This is a genomic window from Paenibacillus sp. FSL R10-2748, from assembly GCF_038005565.1.
GTDB classification, from domain to species: Bacteria; Bacillota; Bacilli; order Paenibacillales; family Paenibacillaceae; genus Paenibacillus; species Paenibacillus polymyxa_B.
This window is the reverse complement of sequence record NZ_JBBOTK010000004.1, coordinates 486,292-505,828: the sequence shown is the minus strand read 5'-3', so window position 1 is coordinate 505,828 and position 19,537 is coordinate 486,292. Positions and strand designations below refer to the sequence as shown.

Sequence of the window (19,537 nt, the reverse complement as noted above, 5' to 3'; positions counted from 1 at the left end):
GGACGAATACTTCAAGCAGCTTTACTCATCTATTTTCAGTACCGCCATAAATGCTTCCTGTGGTACTTCTACGTTACCGACCTGCTTCATACGCTTCTTGCCCTCTTTTTGCTTTTCAAGCAGCTTCCGTTTACGGGAAATATCGCCGCCGTAGCATTTGGCCAAGACGTTTTTACGCATCGCCTTAACGGTTTCACGCGCCACGACCTTTGTTCCCACAGATGCCTGGATTGGCACCTCGAACATTTGACGCGGGATTAGCTCGCGCAGCTTCTCACAGATAATACGTCCGCGATGATAAGCCCGATCTCTATGCACGATGAACGACAGCGCATCGACCTGCTCGCCATTCAACAAGATATCCATTTTCACCAGGTTGGACTGGCGATAGCCTGAAATCTCATAATCAAAGGAAGCATAACCTTTGGTACTTGATTTAAGCTGATCGAAGAAATCATATACGATTTCAGACAGCGGAATTTGATACGTAATGGTTACCCGTGTCGTATCCAAGTATTCCATATTTACGTACTCACCACGTTTGGTTTGACAAAGCTCCATCACCGTACCTACGTAATCATTAGGGACGATAATACCTGCTCTTACATAGGGCTCTTCCACATGTTCAATCCGTCCGATTTCCGGATAATTCGATGGGTTGTCGATCTGGATTGTTTCCCCATTCGTCAACTTAATACGGTAAATAACGCTTGGTGCCGTTGTAATCAGTGGAATGTTAAATTCACGTTCAATCCGTTCCTGAATAACGTCCATATGAAGCAGACCAAGGAATCCACAACGGAAGCCAAAACCCAACGCGCTTGATGTTTCTGGCTCAAAGCTGAGCGAAGCATCGTTCAGTTGTAGCTTTTCAAGCGCCTCACGCAGATCGTTATACTCCGATGTTTCGATTGGATACAGACCGCAATATACCATCGGATTAATTTTCCGATAGCCTGGCATCGGTTCTAATGTTGGATTTTTTGCATCTGTCACCGTATCCCCGACACGCGTATCACCCACATGCTTGATACCAGCAACGATAAAACCAACATCACCGATGTTCAGCTCGTCCACGATGCTCATACGTGGCATGAAAGCACCAACTTCAATAACCTCAAACGTTTTGTCAGTTGCCATCATTTTAATTTTGGAACCTGCCTTGATGCTACCATCTACGACGCGGACATACACAATAACGCCTTTATATGGATCATAATGCGAATCGAAAATAAGCGCCTTCAGCGGATTATTCGGATTCCCTTGCGGAGCAGGTACGCTTCTGACCACCTGTTCCAAAATTTCCTTGATACCGATTCCAGCTTTGGCCGATGCGTGGACAGTCTCGCTCGTATCCAAGCCGATAACATCCTCGATTTCCTGCTTCACCCGTTCAGGATCGGCACTTGGCAAATCAATTTTGTTAAGCACTGGCAGAATTTCCAGATTGTTGTCCAACGCCAAATATACGTTAGCCAATGTCTGTGCTTCAATACCCTGTGCCGCGTCTACAACTAGCAAGGCCCCTTCACAGGCCGCCAAGCTTCGGGAAACCTCATAGGTAAAATCGACGTGTCCCGGTGTATCAATCAGATTCAAAATGTACTCTTCGCCGTCATCGGCCTTATAAGTGAGTCGCACTGCCTGGAGCTTGATTGTAATCCCGCGCTCCCGTTCCAGATCCATCTGATCAAGCACTTGCTCCTGCATTTCACGGGATGTGAGTGCACCGGTGTATTCCAAAATCCGGTCAGCCAGCGTGGATTTACCGTGGTCTATATGTGCAATGATACTAAAGTTCCGAATTTTACGTTGTCTTGCCAATATGTCAGTCATGCCTTACCCCCACACAATGCCTAGTGTCAATCAGCTTATTATAGCAGTTGTATAGGGGGTCAGCAATATTTCTATTCTGTCACTCCGTCAAAAACAGACACAACCCATCGAATCCCCTGTCTTGATAGGTTTTGCAGCAGCCCAGCCGTTTTGTCCGCCATGGTATCCACCGAAGCTTGTTGTCCCTTGACGGCTAACAGTTCACGCGGTGTCTCCAGGTCCTGAGTATTGACATGCTGCGCAGTCGTCGAATACCACCTGGATGCCCCGAGTTCCGTCTGCTCCTCATTTTCTTCCCTTCCACTAGCTTCATTTATACCCGCTCCCGTTTTCGGCTCAACCTTAACATTTCCACTTGTGCTATACGTACCGCTATATGCACGAGCGTTAGCTGCGGGTGTATCCTCAATAACCGTCTGTTCATATCCGACTTTCTGTTGATTTACCGATTGAATCGTATCCCCGTTCCATTCCGGTCCATACACTGAACGCAGGCCAGATCCTGCCAGTTGCATACCCAGTAGAATACCTGCCCCCATGAGCAATACAAATCCAAGTGCTTTATTACGAAAATGTCCAGACATTACCTTCCCCCCTTACCGCTACCTCATTTAATTGCCGCTGTTGCTCTTTTTTGTATCCGATACGTTAGTGCCCGCTTTCTGAGCTTTCTGATCTTCCCAATACACTTCACCGATCATGTCCGCCAAAACGTCTGAGGTGCGTTTCAACTCCTCCTCGGTGTTGTCAATACCCCCGATTTCAATTAAAATGCTATGCGAAGATAAGCTTTGATTGTATTCACCGTTGTTGCCTTTGCCACCATCTTTCCCCCATACACCACGTGATACGCCATGATACGATTTTTCCAGCTTTTCATGAATACGAGCAGCAAAAGCTTCATTTTCGCGCCAATTTTTGTTGTCATGTCCGATAATAAAATACACCTTGGCATAAGAGAGTCCATTAATGGTTGCTGTTGTTTTTCCGTGACGTTGTGAATCTCGATGAATATCAAGCAAATAAGTTAAACCTTTATTTCCAGCTAAAGCTTCCTTGACTGTTTCGCGTGAATATTTATAGGAATAGTTCCAATTGTAATTTTGAACTGTAGTGGCATAATCCTTGTTTACATGCAGTGTGGATATCCCTTGCTTTTCCAGCCTCTTCTTTACGAAGTCCCCTACCCTTGACACATTGGCTGATTTAGAACCTGAATTGGGGTTGGAACTGGTTTTGCTGAGTAGTGGGTTATATGCTTCTCTGGGATGAGAATGGTAGATTAATATACGCTTGTCCCCTTTGGCCGTATCACCTGGATGATCTTCACGTGCCGGATCTGTTTGCGGTGTTGTCGGAATATCCGGCGTAGTAGTCGGTGGGTTCTCAGATGCATCTGAGCCACCAGGGGCATCCGTCGTTCCCTGATCGGGCTGATAATCCGTAGGACCCTCTACCTTTGTGTTCCCCGAACCCTTGCGCAGCAAGACAGGCGCTCCCGCAGACATGCCAGGAATTTCACGAGAAATGAGACTTTTGGGATCCTGCGGATTAATACCTGTAAGCATCTGAAAAACAAAAGGCGACCATTGTTCACCCGACAACGAAGATTGCTGCTTCTTTTGTGCCAAATGAGGTACTTCCATACCTAGCATATCCGCAAAAAAACCGCTAGACACCGAACCTGCCAATCCTTTCATCGAAGAAACAGGAGATGTTTGTAGACGATTTTCTGCCAATCCCCCTAGCCCCAAAACGACAAATAAAAGCGCCGAGCCCATGATCAGCAGCACAAGCGTATGTCCCATCGCCAAAATTTCGATACCTTTTCTTCTCCATCTTCCGACGTTCCAGGTCTGAATTTTTTTCATGTGAGCCTTGTCCTCCTTCGTCCCGTCGAAACCCGCTTTATATTCTGAACATAGGGTTCCTATCTGCTGCGGAAATCTCTTATACTTCAACTCTATGAACGGAGAACAATTGCTAGAACACAAAAAATCTCTACCACAGGTATATCACCTCCCTTTTTGAAAGAGATTAGATTCCTGTTAAATAGAGACTTTTGGTATAAAATATGATTTTACCAACCCTTGATTAATGCGTATAGGCGGCGACATTGCCAGGATCAACAGCTTCATGCAGAGCAGCGTTCAATCCAGTAGCAATGATGTTCGCGATATCTTCAATAAATTCATCGATCTCTTTAGGAGTCACAATCAGATCATGCCCCAGCGGCTGCAGTACCTCTCTCACCAGCCCAAGTCTCTCAGGTTCTGAAATATCGTCCAACATCCCCAGGATTGCTTTTGTAGAAGCCTTTTCTTTGGTAAAATGTGTTTTCATCAGTTCGATTACGTTATTGACAATGGTAGAAGCGTAGCATACCGTCGGAACGCCGATAGCGATACACGGAACACCCATAATATCCTTGGTGATACCGCGCCGCTTGTTGCCAATACCTGAACCTGGATGTATCCCGATATCAGCCACCTGAATGGTCGTATTGACGCGCTCCAGTGAACGTGACGCCAGAGCGTCAATTGCAATAATCAGTTCTGGCTTTGTGCGATCCACGATGCCTTGAACGATTTCACTGGACTCGATCCCCGTAATACCCAGGACGCCCGGTGCAATTGCGCTCACATCTCGATAGCCCGGGTTGATTTGATCAGGTGTCAGTTCAAAAAATTGACGAGTCACCATCAAATTTTCAACGACAAGCGGCCCCAGCGAATCGGGAGTAACGTTCCAGTTGCCCAGACCTACCACCAGTACCTTTGCCGTATTAGAGATCCCTATTTTTTGTATAAAATGCTCCATTTCTTTTGCAAATGCAATAGCTACACGTTGCTGGAGCCCCGTGTCGCCTTCACGCAAGCCTGGTACTTCCAACGTGACGTAATGCCCTTGTACCCGCCCAATACGGTTGGCTCCTTCTTCATTCAGTACGTCCAGCCGTGTGATTTTGATTCCGTTATCTTCCTCCACGTTCTCACTTATGCCCGACAGAGGTACAGGCTGATCCCGTTCGGCCAGTTCTCTTGCCTCTAATGCCAAATCCGTGCGTACCGCATACTTCTGCAAATCCAGATCCATCTTTTAAGCCTCCTTGGATACCATCTTTGACTATAGTGTGCGAGACACCCAACAGGTTTATGCACATCCATTTTCATCCTGTAATTCGCATCGCCTCAGAATGTTTTCTTATTGCAATTTGAGGTGTGGCATGCTAAAATATTTTAAGTTGTGAAACGTTTGTGTTCATAAGTAATGCCTTTACAGGAGGTGAATGTAATGCCAAACATCAAATCCGCTATCAAACGCGTTAAAACTAGCGACAAACGCCGTGCGTTGAACGCTTCCCAAAAATCCGCGCTTCGTACAGCAGTAAAAGCTGCCGATACAGCGTTGGTAGGTAACGAAGCTGAAACTGCTGCTGCTGCTTTCAAAGTAGCTTCCCAAAAGCTGGACAAGGCTGTAACTAAAGGTCTGATCCACAAAAATGCAGCTGCTCGCAAGAAATCCCGCTTGGCGAAAAAACTTAACGCTCTTACAGCTCAAGCGTAAGCAAGAGCTACTTTCATACGTTAATGAAAAAAACCTGACCAGCCTTGGCTGATCAGGTTTTTTTAGTTTATAACTTTTGTTAATTTATAGAGTCAGCTTTCCACGCTACATGAGCTGACTCTATAACAGCACATGGGGGGATTAGATTGAAGCCCCCGCACCCATTTTCATCAAAAATAGCTCCAGTCCCAGTACCTTGTCAACGACACCTGTTTTCATATGATAATCCAGCTCGCCCAATTCGTAGAGAAGCTGACGCAGCTGCTCAGGACGGAACCTCCGCGCTTGGTCCCCTGCAACTTTCACCCCATAAGGATGCAAACTAAGCTGACTCGCAATTTGTTGCTGGGAATAGCTTTGACCTGCCAGCTCTTTGACCTGCAACATAATACGGAACTGTCGCGTGATCAAAGCGGCAATCTTGATCGGTTCCTCTTTTTGCTTAAGCAACTCATAAAAAATACTGAGCGCCTTATCCAGCCGCAAATTAGCCAGATCCTCAACCATCGCAAATACGTTTTGCTCTGTGTTACGAGGCACCAGGGATTCTATATCAGCGGATGAGATCGTTCCCTGTGCTCCTGCGTACAAGCAGAGCTTGTCTATCTCGGCAGCCAAGGATTGCAGCCCGGCACCTGTGAATTGAATGAGGCTTTCAGCAGCTCCTGCAGCCAATTGCACTTCTCTTTCTCCTGCACGCTTATGGATCCAAGCTATAAGATCATCTCCACCCATTGGAGCAAAAGCAATAACCGAAGCATCACTTTTCAGCTTTTTGACAATCTTTTTCCGTTCATCCAACTTTTCAGCCTGAACCGTAAAAACGATGACGCTATAGTCAGTCGGGTTATCCATATAAGTCAACAGCGTCTCAAGCCGGTGCTCTATCTTACCGCTATCTTTGCCTGCTGCAAATACACTGGTATCCCGTACAATAATCAGCTTCTTTGGCACCAGAAAAGGCGCTGTTTCCGCCTCCTCCACGACCACCTCAATTGGCGTTTCGGTTAAATCATAAGGAATGATGGCGAAGTCACGATGCTCCTCTTCCACCACTTTCTCTTTAAGCATCTCAACAAACTGCTTCATTTGATATTTTTCACTGCCGTATAGCAAATACACTGGCGAAATGTCGCCTTTGCGAATAGCCTTAGAGGCTGTTTTTACATCCATTTTCCGTTCCCCCCACCCACTGATCGTACCCGACATCCGACCGGAAGGCAAGTCATGATACAAACGAAGGGACCCTGCCTATAGACAGGATCCCTTCACCACCATCTATATCAACACGGCAGCAGAAAGCTCTAGAAACTTTCGGCCGTCGGGATACGACGTCGGTTCATATAGTATATTCTCTGTTTTTAAAAGTGTGCCAACTTACGGAAACTATTTTCCAGTGCTGCGCGGGACGGTGTACGTATATTTACTTGCTGTCCCATCCTGCTCCGTCTCATACATAAAGGTCTGGCTGTCTTCTGACCAGCTTCCTTTGACCCAGGCACCTTTTAGAGTACGGACTTCCAGTGTTGTTCGGTCTACACCGTTATCAGAAAGCTTATACACTTTCAGCTTTTTGCCCTCAATAGCCACCGCATAGCTACCATCTGGCGAGTTGAGCTGATCTGTAGAGGCAGATTGGGCACTATAGCTGGAAGCATTATTGTTGTCCGGAGAGACCAGTGAATTAGATACAAATCCTTCTTTACGAACCGGGTCTTGCGACACGGATGATTGCTGATCATTAGAAGCTGCATTGCTGCTATCCGTTCCCAAGGCATTGCCCGAATCCTTTGTGATACTTTTGGAAGTCGTTTCTTTCGACGTTTCATTTGACGCAATTCGATCCTGTACCTTCAAATCCTGACTAAGCGACGAAGAAGAATCATTCGTACTTGTATTACCATTATTATCGTCCTGAGCGGTACCCGTATCCGCTAGGGGTGCTTTTTCCATTTTCGGTTCCACCTGTTCAGCAGGAGCAATCGTGGATCGATCAGATTTTTCCTGACTTAACTGTTTGTCCTCAGATTTAGGAGCATCTCCAGCAGACGGATTTTCCTTTGTCACCTGACGATCCGTACGTAGCTGTCCCTGCCCTTCATCCTGATGAGAAGAATGTTCAGCTGGTGCAGACTTCGTCGAATCTTCCTCCCCAGCTCGCTGATCGTCACGTTTCCCAGCATCCCGTTTGGAAGAGTTCTTTTCATCATCTGCATTGGTTGCACCTTGTTTGCTCAGGTCAGGATCTTTATCCGCAGGTAGCTGAGATGCATCCGTTCCTTGCCCCTGCTCTGACGGCTGCTGTGTAGAATCCGAACCAATGGCTGCATCACGGCCTCCACTGCCATTGGCTGTACCTGGAAGAATTTCCGTCTGATTCTGCGGATTCGTCACTTCGGGCGTCTGGGTTGTAAGTATGCCTTCCGCATCCTGCACTGTTTTAGGCTCGAAGTTAAACACTACAATCCCCAGTACAACAGCAGCGGCAGCCACGCCCATGGCAGCGCGTCCAGCCATTCGGTTCCACCAAGGTGTAGGCTGGGTACTTTGTCTAGGCACTGGTCCAGGCTCTACAGCCACAGGCTGCATTTCCTGAAGCGCACTTCCCTGTTCTTCACGTGCGCGGTCAATGGCATCAAGCTGAGGCATGATGGAATCCACCAGGCTGAACGCCGGGGAAACCGCAGGCAATTCCTCCAGCTCGCGAGAGAGTGTCTGAAGAATAAGAAATTTTTCCGCACAGTCCGGGCAAGTCGCAATATGGTTCATTAATTGGGACGTCTCTTCTTCGCCCAGCTCATGATCCACATAACGCTGCATCCAATCCATCACCTCTTCCCCACACTTCATCCTGATACACCACCTTTCTGATATTCCTGAAGTAGCCCTTGCAATTGCTGTCTTGCACGATATAAGTATGACTTGACCGTATTTAGCGGCAAATCCAGAGAATCTGCAATCTCGTTATAGGAGAAATCCTGCAAATATCTTAAGACAATTACCGTCCGGTGGTGCTCCGGAAGTTGTTGTATAGCTTCACGAACATCCTGTGCCATGTAAGTGGTCAGCACCTCGACCTCCACGTTTTGGGGATCGTTGAATATCATGTCGTGCTCGTCAATGGAAACCGAGGGCTTCGTTCTTCTGAATTTGTCGATGCATATATTCGTTACAATGCGTTGGACCCAGGTTTTAAACTGCGCTTTTTCCTCATAAGAGTTAATTTTGGAATAGATCCGTATGAGGGCTTCTTGTGAAGCATCCATGGCGTCCTGCTCATTGTTTAGAATGTAATATGCCGTACGGTACACATGCTGTTCTATCTCTCTTAATAGGGTAATGAGAGCGTCGCGATCGCCCGATTGAGCGGCTCGAATGAGTCCCTGCTCTACCACAAAGGATCCCCCTCTCCCTGCAATATTACAGACGTATCCCTTTTGCAAATTGTTGCAGGATAGACGTCTGACACTAATTTTATTTTTTTAACAAAAAAAATTATACCAAAAAGCCCAGAATCCCCAGCGTATCCTCCCTTAGAATAACAGAAAAAGGGAAGGTAGTCACCTTCCCCTAGCTCCTACATACATCTAAATGCTAGCCTATCGAGCTGCAAGATCATATTGTTACTTCTTGGAAACCAAAAAATCAGATATGAGTTCTAATTGATAAGTCAGAGCAATCGGATCTTGAAAATAAAAATCGTCGATTGAGTATTGATATACTTTACCTGTTTTAACGGCAGAAAGGTTCTTCCACACACTTTTAGATAAAATATCTTTTCCTTGGTCTGTTCCGTCGCCTCTAATACCCAACATTAAATAATCGGCATCGCCCAGCATCTCCGGTAAAGCCTCTATTGAAATGCTGGCCCATCCCTTCTCGAACGCTGCCTTTTCTACCTTCTCAGGAGCATGAAGTCCCAGCTCATCATAAAGTATGGCTCCTCCACGTCCATAAGATTTTCCATATAGATATAATTCTTTTCCTGTAATCTCAAAAATAGCGATTTTTTTACCCGAATCAATGACGTCAGACAAAGCCTGTTTCTTCTCAGCAATCTTGGTTGCAAAATCAGCCAGGCAATTCTTCGCTTCCTGCTCCTTGTTTAACACTTTGCCCAGCTCCATCAGACGGTCCTTATATTGATATTTACCATATGGAATATATACTGTAGGTGCTATTTTTTTCAGATTTTCATACGCTTTCTCATCATAGGTAATGATCAAATCCGGCTTCAGGGTGATTACCTTTTCAAGGGACAATGCGGAACTGTCACCGATATTTGCAACACCATTCAAATATTTTTTATAGTATGGAGCATCAAATACAGTGTCTGGAGCCCCTACAGGTGTAATACCAAGTGCTAGCACATCACCTACATAATCATCGACTGCCACTACGACACGCTGGGGATGCTCAGGAAGAGTAATTGTACCTTTATCACTTTCATATGTACGTGTGGCAGCTTCATCTCCAGTTGATGTGGTCTTGAGAGCAGTCGATTGACCGCTTTCTGTTACAGTCCCACTCCCACTTGTAGCGCATGCGCTCAATACCAGCATTAACGAAATGATGAACAAACAAGCTGATGCTCTGAATTTAAAATAACTCACAATATTCCTCCCATTAATAATGATTCTCATTTTCATTACTCATATGATTCTATCAAAGCTTACAGCTACTGTCCATGCAGATTGGATTCAAAGCAAACAGCCCACTCCTGAGAGTGAGCACCCGTTTTAGTGTGTTGTTGTACTGATAAAAAAGGATCGAAAAAACTATTTGCGTTGGTACCGCACACTCAGTTTTCCTTGCTGTGCTCGAATCTGTATCTCTCCCATCGTATCTGTTCGATATATAGCAGAATTAACTGCCGATAAACGTTCCAATACCGCTTCATTCGGATGTCCGTAAGTATTGGTCGCACCGACCGAAATAACAGATACTTTCGGTCGCCAGTAGGATAACCACTCTTCCGAGGTGGAGTACTTGCTGCCGTGATGTGCTATTTTCATGACATCTATAGCTTTCCTTACTTCCCCCGTTGCTCCCTCATCTTTCACACTTGATGAAAAACGAGTTAATTCAGAGAGCAACGACGACTCTGCTGCATCATCCATATCTCCTGTGAACAAAAAAGAGGCTCCCTCCATCTCCAATATCATGGCAACAGAGTAATGATTCTGTTCCTTCATAACAGGCAACTGCTCAGATTCGTTCTCCGGTAGTGTAAACGGATAGAGAAAGCGGATTTTCGTAGCCTGGTCTGGTTCCCATTCCATACTATGATGTGCACCATACAGCTTGATCTGCTTGTCTAAAGCCGTGTTCAACAGCTTACGGAATGGGGTTTTATCTGTCAGGGTACCGTTAAAAAACAAAGTAGATACGGGAATCTGGTCAAGCACAGCCTGTAGTCCTCCGGCATGATCATGATCTCCATGCGTTAAAATGACAGCGTCCAGGCGATGCACACCTCGTTGCTTTAGCAAGGGTACAATCGTATCTTCACCCACCTCGTAGGGATCTGCACGCTTGCGCCAAGCATTTTTCCCTGTCGCAAAATCCATTGTACCCCCACCATCAACCAAGATATGTTTCCCGCCCGGTGTTGTAATTAAAATGCTGTCACCTTGGCCCACATCCAGATATTGAACAATTCCCGTATTTCCCTCACCAGGAGATTGGTAACCTGTATACAATATTCCAAGCCAAGCAATAACACTTAGAGCCAGTGCCAAATGACGATAACCATTCCACTGTCGACTTGCAAATTTCCCTGCTCCCTCAGGTTCAGGAGCCGTATGCAATATAGCCGCCCATTCTGGAGAAGCTGCTAATCCTGTATATATAGGTGATGAAATGGCAGTAGAATTCAAGACGGTAATGTCGTTCGTTTGCCTGCGGGATGTCAGCCACCTTTTGAGCCAGTACAAAACACTGTACAGAGCTGCGTAATACGCCATGACCCACAGGATGGAAGAAGACGGCCAAATACTCACATAAGCATCATCTACATTCAGCCATTTCACTAGTAAAAAGGTCAAATCGTTCAATTGCTCTGCCGGCCACGCAAGAATACGAGCCCCATCCCCCCACAAAAAGGAAAGCCCCATCGCCACCGTACCTAATGGAAGCACGATATATGTAATAAGGGGTACAAGCACAAAATTGGCCGCAAATGATAACAACGAAAATTGATTAAAGTAGAATACTGTCATTGGAAACGAAACAAGCTGTGCCGTAATTGTAATCGCAACTTCACCGCCGATTAGGAAAGGCCATTTGGCGAAAAACGGCTTCATAAGCGGCATATAAATGAGCAACCCACCCGTCACCAAAAAGGAAAGCTGAAAGCTGACGCTAAGTAGATAATATGGATTCCAAATCAGCATGAGCAACGCGGATATACTTAGAATATTAAGTCCGTCTTTGAGCATACCTCGTCGGGCTGCAAACAAGCCGATCATCGCCATAATTCCCGCCCTCACAACAGAGGGAGAGGCACCTGTCAGCAGGACATAAGCCGGAATGAGTATCATCACGACCGTAAGAGATGTCTCGCGGCTAACTCTTAGTAGCTTGAGTAAATATAATAGTGTAGCTGCATATACCGCCACATGCATGCCCGATATTGCTAAAATATGCGTTAAACCAAGCTGCGTAAACTCGTTATACGTTGCTGGGTCCAACTCATCTGTTACCCCAAGTACCAGTCCTTTCATATATCCTGCGTGATGAAGTGATGTAAATGCCGATTCCATTCTCTGCCCTAGCTGCTCCCTAAGCTGATCATTCCATCTGAACAAAGTGTAGCGGTTCCACAGTGAAGCCTCCTGCTTCTGTAACGAGGCTGCCCCATCGCCTTTGAAAAGCCAGTGGATTTCCTGTGTGTGCAGGTATTCACTGTAATCAAAGCCACCAAAGTTCCCCGCTTTTGCAGGAGCCTTTAAGGTGCCACGCAGTAGGATTGCATCTCCACGTTGCCACGCTGCCGCAAGTTGCTGTTCCTGCTTGGCAGCCAACTTGATATGAACAATGACCTGTTCTGATATTAGTGCACGATTCTCGTCCTTTTTCGAATGACTTCCGTAGTGATTGATTGAGGTGACTCTCATCTCAAACTGTGTTCGATCACCATCTACCTGTACTTCAGAAGCGATAAGCCCTGCTGCTTGAACAGACATGTCTTCCACCATAGAAGACGATACATGGAGAGCATCGGGAATACTGCTAACATTATGCGTATCATGCCAATACCAATGAAATCCACCACCGCTGAATGCAAGCCAAAGTAATACCATATGCCGGATGGAGATTTTCATCCATAAAGCTATAAGCGGAAAGATCAGGGTAACCCCCGCCCAGAGCAACAAAAGCATCCGTCCAGAATACAGACATGCCCCTGCACTTCCTGTAATCCAACAAACAGTAAGGGTCAATATAGGTCTAGTTAACACAAGTTTAGCTTGAATACAATCACCTTCCGGTAGGAAACATTGCTTTCTGTCCAAAAAACACAAAACAAAAAGAACCTCTGACAAAATAGCATTTGTCAGAGGTTCTTCCTCGTTTACTTTTTAATTCATTACATCCATCAGCGTTTCTTTCGGTGGATGATAGGTCTTCAGCATACGAAAGGCGATTCCCTTTTCCTCCATCATAGCACGAACCTTGTCGGCATCTTTGGGATAAGGTCTGTGGTATACAATCTCCACAATACCGCTGTTCGCCAACATATTGGCACACGTCCAGCATGGCTGGTCAGTGACATATACTGAAGAGCCTTCACGATCAATTCGGTCAGTAAACAGTAGCAGGTTCTGCTCCGCATGAATAGTGCGAATACAACGCTGCTTCTTAACCATTTCCTCGCGCCCATCACGGTGAACGACCTCATACTCCTCTGAGATCATACAGCCTGCCTCAGAACAGTCAGGCACCCCGGATGGTGCTCCATTATAGGCCGTCCCCAAGAGCTTTTTACCTTGTACAAGTACGGCTCCAACATGACGCCGCGCACAGCGCGAACGGGTGGATACCATATAAGCGATATCCATGAAATAGGTGTCCCAGTCCTTGCGTACATCTGCACTCATTTCCATCTCTCCCGTATAAACAAGTTAAAACGTAAACCATATCCGCTACCGCCGTTCTCAGGGCCTGTACATTGTAATCTTATATAAGTTACAAGCTGACATACGGCTTCATTTTCGCCAACATTTTAGCTCCGATTCCCTTTACATGATCCAAATCGTTCACACGTTTGAACGCCCCATGCTGATTACGGTAGTTCAAAATAGCCTCGGCTTTTTTAGCCCCAACCCCTGGTAGCTCCATTAACTCGGCAGCAGTCGCCGTGTTGATGTTTACCTTTTTTTCGCCGGAAACGGGTGTAGTAACCGAATCACTTACCGTATTGGTCCTACTCGTCGTTGCACCACTCGAACTAACAATACCTGTGTCTGAGCTCGGATTCGCAACACCTGACTGCTTTACGGTACTTGAATTTCCCGCAATAGAGTTTTCGCTCACAGCAGCAGATACACCAGTAGAAATCTGCACAGTATCACGTTTCACATTGTCAGCGGCTTCGGCATTCCTACTGCGCTCAGCTTTGTCTGAGGGTTCTTTTACAGCAGGCTTTTTCTGGGCATAGTCACTGCTGCGCTGCGACTCATTTGGCTCTGAATCCATCGCCACAGCCTGCTCCACCTTATGGTTAAGTAAAGTCCACTCTTCTTGCGGCTCAGAGCGCTGTCCTCCGGCAAATAAAATAAGTCCACTCCCGATTACAGCAAGCGTTATCGCTGTTCCTGTCCATACGCGTTTCATTTCCGTATCGTCCCCTACTCCACATGGATTTCGGGAAATTGAGCCGACTGAAAACACCGTCTCAATCAAACAGAGCAAGTCTGTTCAATTCCCGTTAAACCGGAGGGTGCAAACAACCTCCATACGGTCTCGCTGTGAGCATTTTTACAAAAAAGTGGTACGACCCCGGGCACGATCTAACATGCTCAGACATAAAATTCGTCATGTCGGCCAAGACCAGGCGCATACACTAAGAAGAATGACAGCTGACAGCACAGCGTCTATACCGCAAAGTATGAAAGGAGGACGTTGAACAATGAAAGTTGGATTTATCGGGACTGGCAGCATGGGAAGTCTGCTAATTGAGTCTTTTATTAATTCTAACGCACTCAAGCCGCAGCAAATATCAGCAAGCAATCGAACGCATTCCAAGGTAACCGAGCTAGCCCGTCGTTATCCAGGTTTGCATGCAGCCCAAAGCAACCGTGAAACGGCAGCGGAAAGCGATGTTTTGTTTATCTGTGTGAAGCCGCTGGAATCAAAAGCCGTAACGGATGAAATACGCAACGTCATTACAGAAGAGCAAATCGTCGTATCTATCACAAGCCCGGTGCAGATTCGTATTTTGGAGCATGCACTGAAAGCCAAAGTGTCCAAAATTATTCCCAGTATCACCCACCAAGTGGGCAGCGGAGCCTCACTATGCATCCATGGAAGCCGGATTACAGAGGAGGACCGCACCCTTCTGGAAGAGCTTATGTCCCACATCAGCAGGCCGATTCGGGTTAAAGAATCTTATACTCGAATCACGTCGGATTTTTCGAGTTGCGGTCCTGCTTTCTTGGCCTTTTTTATGGACCAGTGGATTCAAGCCGCAGTTCAAGCTACAGGTATAGACCGTACGGAGCTATGCGCCCTGGCCGGTGAAATGATCATCGGCACTGGAAAGCTGCTCACGGAAGGCGGGATGACACCAGCCGAGTTACAGGCCAGAGTAGCGGTTCCCGGAGGTATTACTGCCGAAGCTCTCGCACTGTTGGACATCAGCCTGCATAGTGTCTTTCCCGAGCTGATACAGGCCACGCACAACAAGTATGAAGAAGACATGCAAAAGGTGGATGTCTCCTTCGGCTTAAAGCCAATTAACCGGCAACAATATTAACCAGCTTACCTGGTACAGCAATTACCTTGCGGATCGTTTTGCCGGCCAGTGCCTGCTGAACATTGTCCAACGACACAGCGAATGCTTCCATCGCTTTAGCATCAAGATCCTTGGCAATCGTTGCACGCTGCACAATTTTACCATTCACTTGCACAACAATTTCCACTTCGGCGTCCACCGTCCATGCTTCATCATAAGCAGGCCAGGCCGCGTAGGTAATGCTATCATTGTGCCCCAGCAGCTGCCACAATTCCTCGGCCAGATGGGGTGCAAGCGGCGACAGCATTTGCACGAAGTTTTCCATTGCTGCACGCGGCAGAAGGTCTGCTTTGTATGCATCGTTGGTGAAGATCATCAGCTGGCTGATCGCTGTATTAAAGCGCAGTGCATCCAGATCTTCGGTTACTTTTTTCAGCGTTTTATGCCAAGTACGATTGAACTCATCGCTACCACCGTCATTTGTAATTTTATCGTTCAGGCTACCATCCTCGGAAACAAACAGGCGCCATACGCGGGACAGAAAACGATGTGCTCCCTCTACCCCATTCTCATTCCATGGCTTGGTCGCTTCCAGCGGCCCCATAAACATCTCATAAATACGCAGCGTATCGGCGCCAAACGTATTGACAATATCATCAGGATTAATGACATTACCGCGTGATTTACTCATTTTTTCATTGTTGTTGCCCAAAATCATACCCTGGTTGACCAGCTTATAAAAAGGCTCTTTCGTTTCCACTACGCCGATATCATACAGTACCTTATGCCAGAAACGGGCATACAGCAAGTGAAGAACCGCATGTTCCGCTCCGCCAATATACAAATCAACAGGCATCCATTCACGTTGTTTCTCTTTGGAAATAAGCTCTTTGTCATTTTTCGGATCAATAAAGCGCAGGTAATACCAGCAACTGCCTGCCCATTGCGGCATTGTATTTGTCTCGCGGCGTGCTTTCATACCTGTCTCAGGATCAATGGTTTCGATCCAATCTGTTGCGTTCGCCAGCGGGGATTCACCTGTACCTGAAGGCTTGATATTGTCCATCTCCGGCAGTACGAGCGGAAGTTGGTCCTCAGGAACCGTTTTGATCGTTCCATCTTCCAAATGAATTACCGGAATCGGCTCGCCCCAATAGCGTTGACGGCTGAACAGCCAGTCACGCAGGCGATAGGTGACTTTGCCGTGTCCTTTGCCCTCGGCTTCCAGCCATTCAATCATCTTCGGAATCGCTTCCTCGTTGGTAAGTCCATTCAGCGGGCCGGAATTGACGTGCGGTCCATCCTCAGTATATGGCTCATTAGCCACATCTCCACCTTGGACAACCTCAATGATATTCAATCCAAATTGCTTGGCAAATTCCCAGTCACGCGCATCGTGAGCAGGTACAGCCATAATCGCTCCAGTTCCGTAGCCTGCAAGTACATAGTCAGCAATCCAGATCGGCAGCTTTTCGCCGTTCACCGGGTTCACTGCATAAGCTCCTGTGAATACGCCTGTTTTATCCTTGGCCAGATCTGTACGCTCCAGATCGCTTTTACGAGCAGCTTGTTCACGGTACTGTTGCACAGCATCCTTTTGCTCAGGCGTAGTGATAATATCCACCAATTCCTGCTCTGGTGCCAGCACACAGTAGCTTGCGCCGAACAGTGTATCTGGACGGGTTGTAAATACTGTGAGTTGCTCGTCATAGCCTTCAATTGGAAAACGAACCTCTGCCCCAGTAGACTTACCGATCCAGTTCCGCTGCATATCCTTAATACTCTCAGACCAATCCAGTTCCTCCAGATCCTCCAGCAGACGATCCGCGTATTCCGTAATTTTCAGCATCCATTGACGCATTGGTTTACGGACGACCGGATGACCGCCACGCTCACTCTTACCGTCAATAACTTCTTCATTCGCTAGCACCGTTCCCAGCGCTGGGCACCAGTTCACGGGTACTTCAGCTACATATGCAAGGCCGCGCTTGTACAGCTGGATGAAGATCCACTGTGTCCATTTGTAATAATCAGGATCCGTCGTGCTGATTTCACGATCCCAGTCGTAGGAGAAGCCGAGCGATTTGATTTGACGGCGGAAGTTATTTACATTTTTCACCGTAATTTCGCGTGGGTGCTCCCCTGTATCCAGCGCATGCTGCTCGGCAGGCAGACCGAAGGCGTCCCAACCCATCGGATGCAGTACGTTGTAGCCGCGCATTCTTTTATATCGTGAAACAATATCCGTAGCTGTGTAGCCCTCCGGGTGGCCTACATGCAGGCCGGCTCCAGATGGGTACGGAAACATATCCAAAGCATAAAACTTCGGTTTGCCCGGCTCTTCCCCGGTGCGGAACGTCTTGTTCTCATCCCAATATTTCTGCCATTTTGGTTCAATACTTTGCGGTTGATAGCCGTGCTTCGGCTGTGTGTCTGTCATTGTCTTTTCCTCCTCAAACGGTATGCAACAAAAAAACCTCTGCATCCCGTAGCGTGTCAGCGCTAGGGACGAGAGGTTATATTCCCGTGGTACCACCCTAGTTAGCAGAAAGCGTTCTTCGCGTTCTACTCCCTTTGCACCTGATAACGGAGGTGATCCGATGCGGGTTAATAACAGGATACAAGCACCTGTATAGGGCGTTCCTGCGTTGGACGCATATCTCCGAGGCGAGTTCACTTTGCACTGTCAACCGGCTTGCACCACCCGCCAGCTCTCTACATGTCCAGACAAAGCTACTATTCCTCATCAGCGATTGTTTAACCGTTAATAATGGCACTATTATATTGAAAACCGCGAAAAAAGTCAAATAAGGACTACCTTTGGTGTTAAAGACCCTCTTCATACTAATTGTTCATGACACATGCATATGAATGTTTTATAATAATTCCAAGTTAAATCGCTTCAAGTTGAGATGAGTTGAGATAAGAAAGGTGAGCTGAGAAATGGCACAGATTAAAATTTACGGAATAAAAGAAACTCTAAATCCAATCAAAAAGCAACTTTCAGAGGTGATTCATACTGCTGTGGTGGATGCGTTCAAATATCCTCCTGACAAGAGGTTTCATCGTTTTTTTCCTATGGATCAGGAAGACTTTATATATGCCGATGGTCGCTCTGAGGCGTACACCATTATTGAAATCAGTATCTTTGAAGGCAGAACGACAGAAGCTAAGAAGCAACTCATTAACCTGTTATTCCAAAGAATTAACGATCTTTTGGGTATTTCTCCACAGGATCTTGAGATTATTATATTTGAAACACCCAAACACAACTGGGGCATTCGGGGTGTACCGGGTGATGAGCTTCAGTTGAGCTATAAAGTGAATATATGAGTGCAAAAAGACGCCCTTCATGTCATCATGAAAAGCGTCTTTCTTTTCCCATACTCGCTAAATGAAGCCTTGCTATTTTACAGCAACATAAAACAGTCTCGCCGCGTCATCTTCTGCTTCTACCCATTCAAAATCCGCATATACCTTCACATCACGAAAACCCGCTTTGGACAATTCTGCCTTCATCCAGTCTGGGTCATAGGCACGTTGAACATGTATTTCCTCGAAACGCTGGTATAGATCGCGTCCTTCTTGTTCTGCTTTCGCAAAGATACTAAGATGATGCTCAATTTCACAACGGGGAGTGTCCAACGCACATGTCCAGATATACGAGATAGAGCGTTCATCCAGTACGAATGGTTGCTCTTCATCATAACGTAAAAACGTCTGCGGATGATGTACATCAAACAAGAAGGTTCCGCCCGGCTTCAGACCAGCATGTGTTCTGCGAAAAGTAGAAATTATATCTTCTTCCTCCAACAAGTAATTCAAACAATCGCAAAAAGAAATTACAGAATCCACAGGCTCGGGTAAAATCCATTCTCTCATATCCTGCTGTATCCAGCGAACGCTTCCCTCACGAAACAATCGCTGTCCCTGTGGAGTGGTTTCCATTTTGCGACGGGCTACTGCCAGCATGTCAGAGGATAAGTCGATTCCAGCCACCTCGAAGCCCGAGTTAACTAGAGGAATCGTAATTGAACCCGTTCCGCAGCCCAGCTCGGCCACCGTATGCGGCATCCCGTACTGATCCCAAGCCTGCCGTGCAAAGCGCAACCAGTCCGGGTACGGCATGTCCTGCATCAGCTCATCATACACATAGGCAAACTTCCGGTAAGAAGCCAT

At 46.7% G+C, this 19,537-nt stretch carries 17 protein-coding genes and 1 other annotated feature; of the genes, 3 read left to right on the top strand and 14 right to left on the bottom strand.

Annotation, left to right across the window (positions count from 1 at the left end):
* Positions 1-21: 21 nt before the first annotated feature.
* The 4 genes from lepA to gpr form a co-directional block, all read right to left on the bottom strand.
* On the bottom strand, positions 22-1,836 hold the full coding sequence (lepA, locus tag NSS66_RS15290) for a translation elongation factor 4 (protein ID WP_023989515.1): 1,815 nt from the start codon (positions 1,834-1,836) through the stop codon (positions 22-24).
* A 71-nt stretch (positions 1,837-1,907) separates the two neighbouring features.
* Entirely contained in the window at positions 1,908-2,420 is a 513-nt protein-coding gene (locus NSS66_RS15285; RefSeq protein ID WP_023989516.1) for a hypothetical protein, read from the bottom strand.
* 27 nt (positions 2,421-2,447) lie between these two features.
* Positions 2,448-3,707 carry a stage II sporulation protein P gene (locus NSS66_RS15280; protein ID WP_023989517.1) on the bottom strand — a complete coding sequence of 420 codons (1,260 nt, stop codon included), beginning with the start codon at positions 3,705-3,707 and terminating at the stop codon, positions 2,448-2,450.
* 223 nt (positions 3,708-3,930) lie between these two features.
* Entirely contained in the window at positions 3,931-4,932 is a 1,002-nt protein-coding gene (gene gpr, locus NSS66_RS15275; protein WP_023989518.1) for a GPR endopeptidase, read from the bottom strand.
* 198 nt (positions 4,933-5,130) lie between these two features.
* Between gpr and rpsT the strand changes: the two genes are divergently transcribed.
* Complete coding sequence (gene rpsT / locus NSS66_RS15270) at positions 5,131-5,403, top strand: 30S ribosomal protein S20 (RefSeq protein WP_013311181.1); 273 nt, start codon at positions 5,131-5,133, stop codon at positions 5,401-5,403.
* Between the two features lie 141 nt (positions 5,404-5,544).
* Here rpsT and holA read toward each other — a convergent pair whose 3' ends face one another.
* From holA to NSS66_RS15230, 8 genes are all read right to left on the bottom strand, one after another.
* Positions 5,545-6,576 (bottom strand): DNA polymerase III subunit delta, encoded by a 1,032-nt coding sequence (gene holA / locus NSS66_RS15265; protein WP_340858311.1) that lies wholly within the window; start codon positions 6,574-6,576, stop codon positions 5,545-5,547.
* Positions 6,577-6,789: 213 nt separating this feature from the next.
* A complete protein-coding gene (locus NSS66_RS15260; protein WP_340858310.1) occupies positions 6,790-8,253 on the bottom strand; it encodes an anti-sigma factor in 1,464 nt (487 codons plus the stop codon).
* Entirely contained in the window at positions 8,250-8,798 is a 549-nt protein-coding gene (locus NSS66_RS15255; RefSeq protein WP_023989520.1) for an RNA polymerase sigma factor, read from the bottom strand. The genes NSS66_RS15260 and NSS66_RS15255 overlap by 4 nt, the downstream gene beginning before the upstream one ends.
* Before the next feature lie 228 nt (positions 8,799-9,026).
* The gene (locus NSS66_RS15250) at positions 9,027-10,016 is read right to left on the bottom strand and encodes an iron-hydroxamate ABC transporter substrate-binding protein (RefSeq protein WP_340858309.1); all 990 of its coding nucleotides are present in this window, start codon (positions 10,014-10,016) and stop codon (positions 9,027-9,029) included.
* Positions 10,017-10,181: 165 nt separating this feature from the next.
* Positions 10,182-12,722 (bottom strand): DNA internalization-related competence protein ComEC/Rec2, encoded by a 2,541-nt coding sequence (locus NSS66_RS15245; protein ID WP_340858998.1) that lies wholly within the window; start codon positions 12,720-12,722, stop codon positions 10,182-10,184.
* Positions 12,652-12,804 carry a hypothetical protein gene (locus NSS66_RS15240; protein WP_340959360.1) on the bottom strand — a complete coding sequence of 51 codons (153 nt, stop codon included), beginning with the start codon at positions 12,802-12,804 and terminating at the stop codon, positions 12,652-12,654. The genes NSS66_RS15245 and NSS66_RS15240 overlap by 71 nt, the downstream gene beginning before the upstream one ends.
* Positions 12,805-12,983: 179 nt before the next feature.
* Complete coding sequence (locus NSS66_RS15235; RefSeq protein WP_025723414.1) at positions 12,984-13,502, bottom strand: deoxycytidylate deaminase; 519 nt, start codon at positions 13,500-13,502, stop codon at positions 12,984-12,986.
* Between the two features lie 88 nt (positions 13,503-13,590).
* Positions 13,591-14,238, bottom strand: a complete 648-nt coding sequence (locus NSS66_RS15230) for a ComEA family DNA-binding protein (protein ID WP_023989524.1) — start codon at positions 14,236-14,238, stop codon at positions 13,591-13,593.
* A 295-nt stretch (positions 14,239-14,533) separates the two neighbouring features.
* On the opposite strand from NSS66_RS15230, the gene comER reads away from it, so the two are divergent.
* A complete protein-coding gene (comER, locus tag NSS66_RS15225; protein WP_028540440.1) occupies positions 14,534-15,379 on the top strand; it encodes a late competence protein ComER in 846 nt (281 codons plus the stop codon).
* Here the strand turns inward: comER and leuS are convergent.
* The gene (leuS, locus tag NSS66_RS15220) at positions 15,360-17,798 is read right to left on the bottom strand and encodes a leucine--tRNA ligase (protein WP_340959298.1); all 2,439 of its coding nucleotides are present in this window, start codon (positions 17,796-17,798) and stop codon (positions 15,360-15,362) included. The genes comER and leuS overlap by 20 nt on opposite strands.
* Before the next feature lie 61 nt (positions 17,799-17,859).
* Positions 17,860-18,117 (bottom strand) — a binding site (T-box leader).
* Between the two features lie 184 nt (positions 18,118-18,301).
* Here leuS and NSS66_RS15215 point away from each other — a divergent pair.
* Complete coding sequence (locus NSS66_RS15215; RefSeq protein WP_340959297.1) at positions 18,302-18,691, top strand: tautomerase family protein; 390 nt, start codon at positions 18,302-18,304, stop codon at positions 18,689-18,691.
* 72 nt (positions 18,692-18,763) lie between these two features.
* On the opposite strand, the gene NSS66_RS15210 is transcribed toward NSS66_RS15215, so the two are convergent.
* Positions 18,764-19,537 (bottom strand): class I SAM-dependent DNA methyltransferase, encoded by a 774-nt coding sequence (locus NSS66_RS15210; protein WP_023989528.1) that lies wholly within the window; start codon positions 19,535-19,537, stop codon positions 18,764-18,766.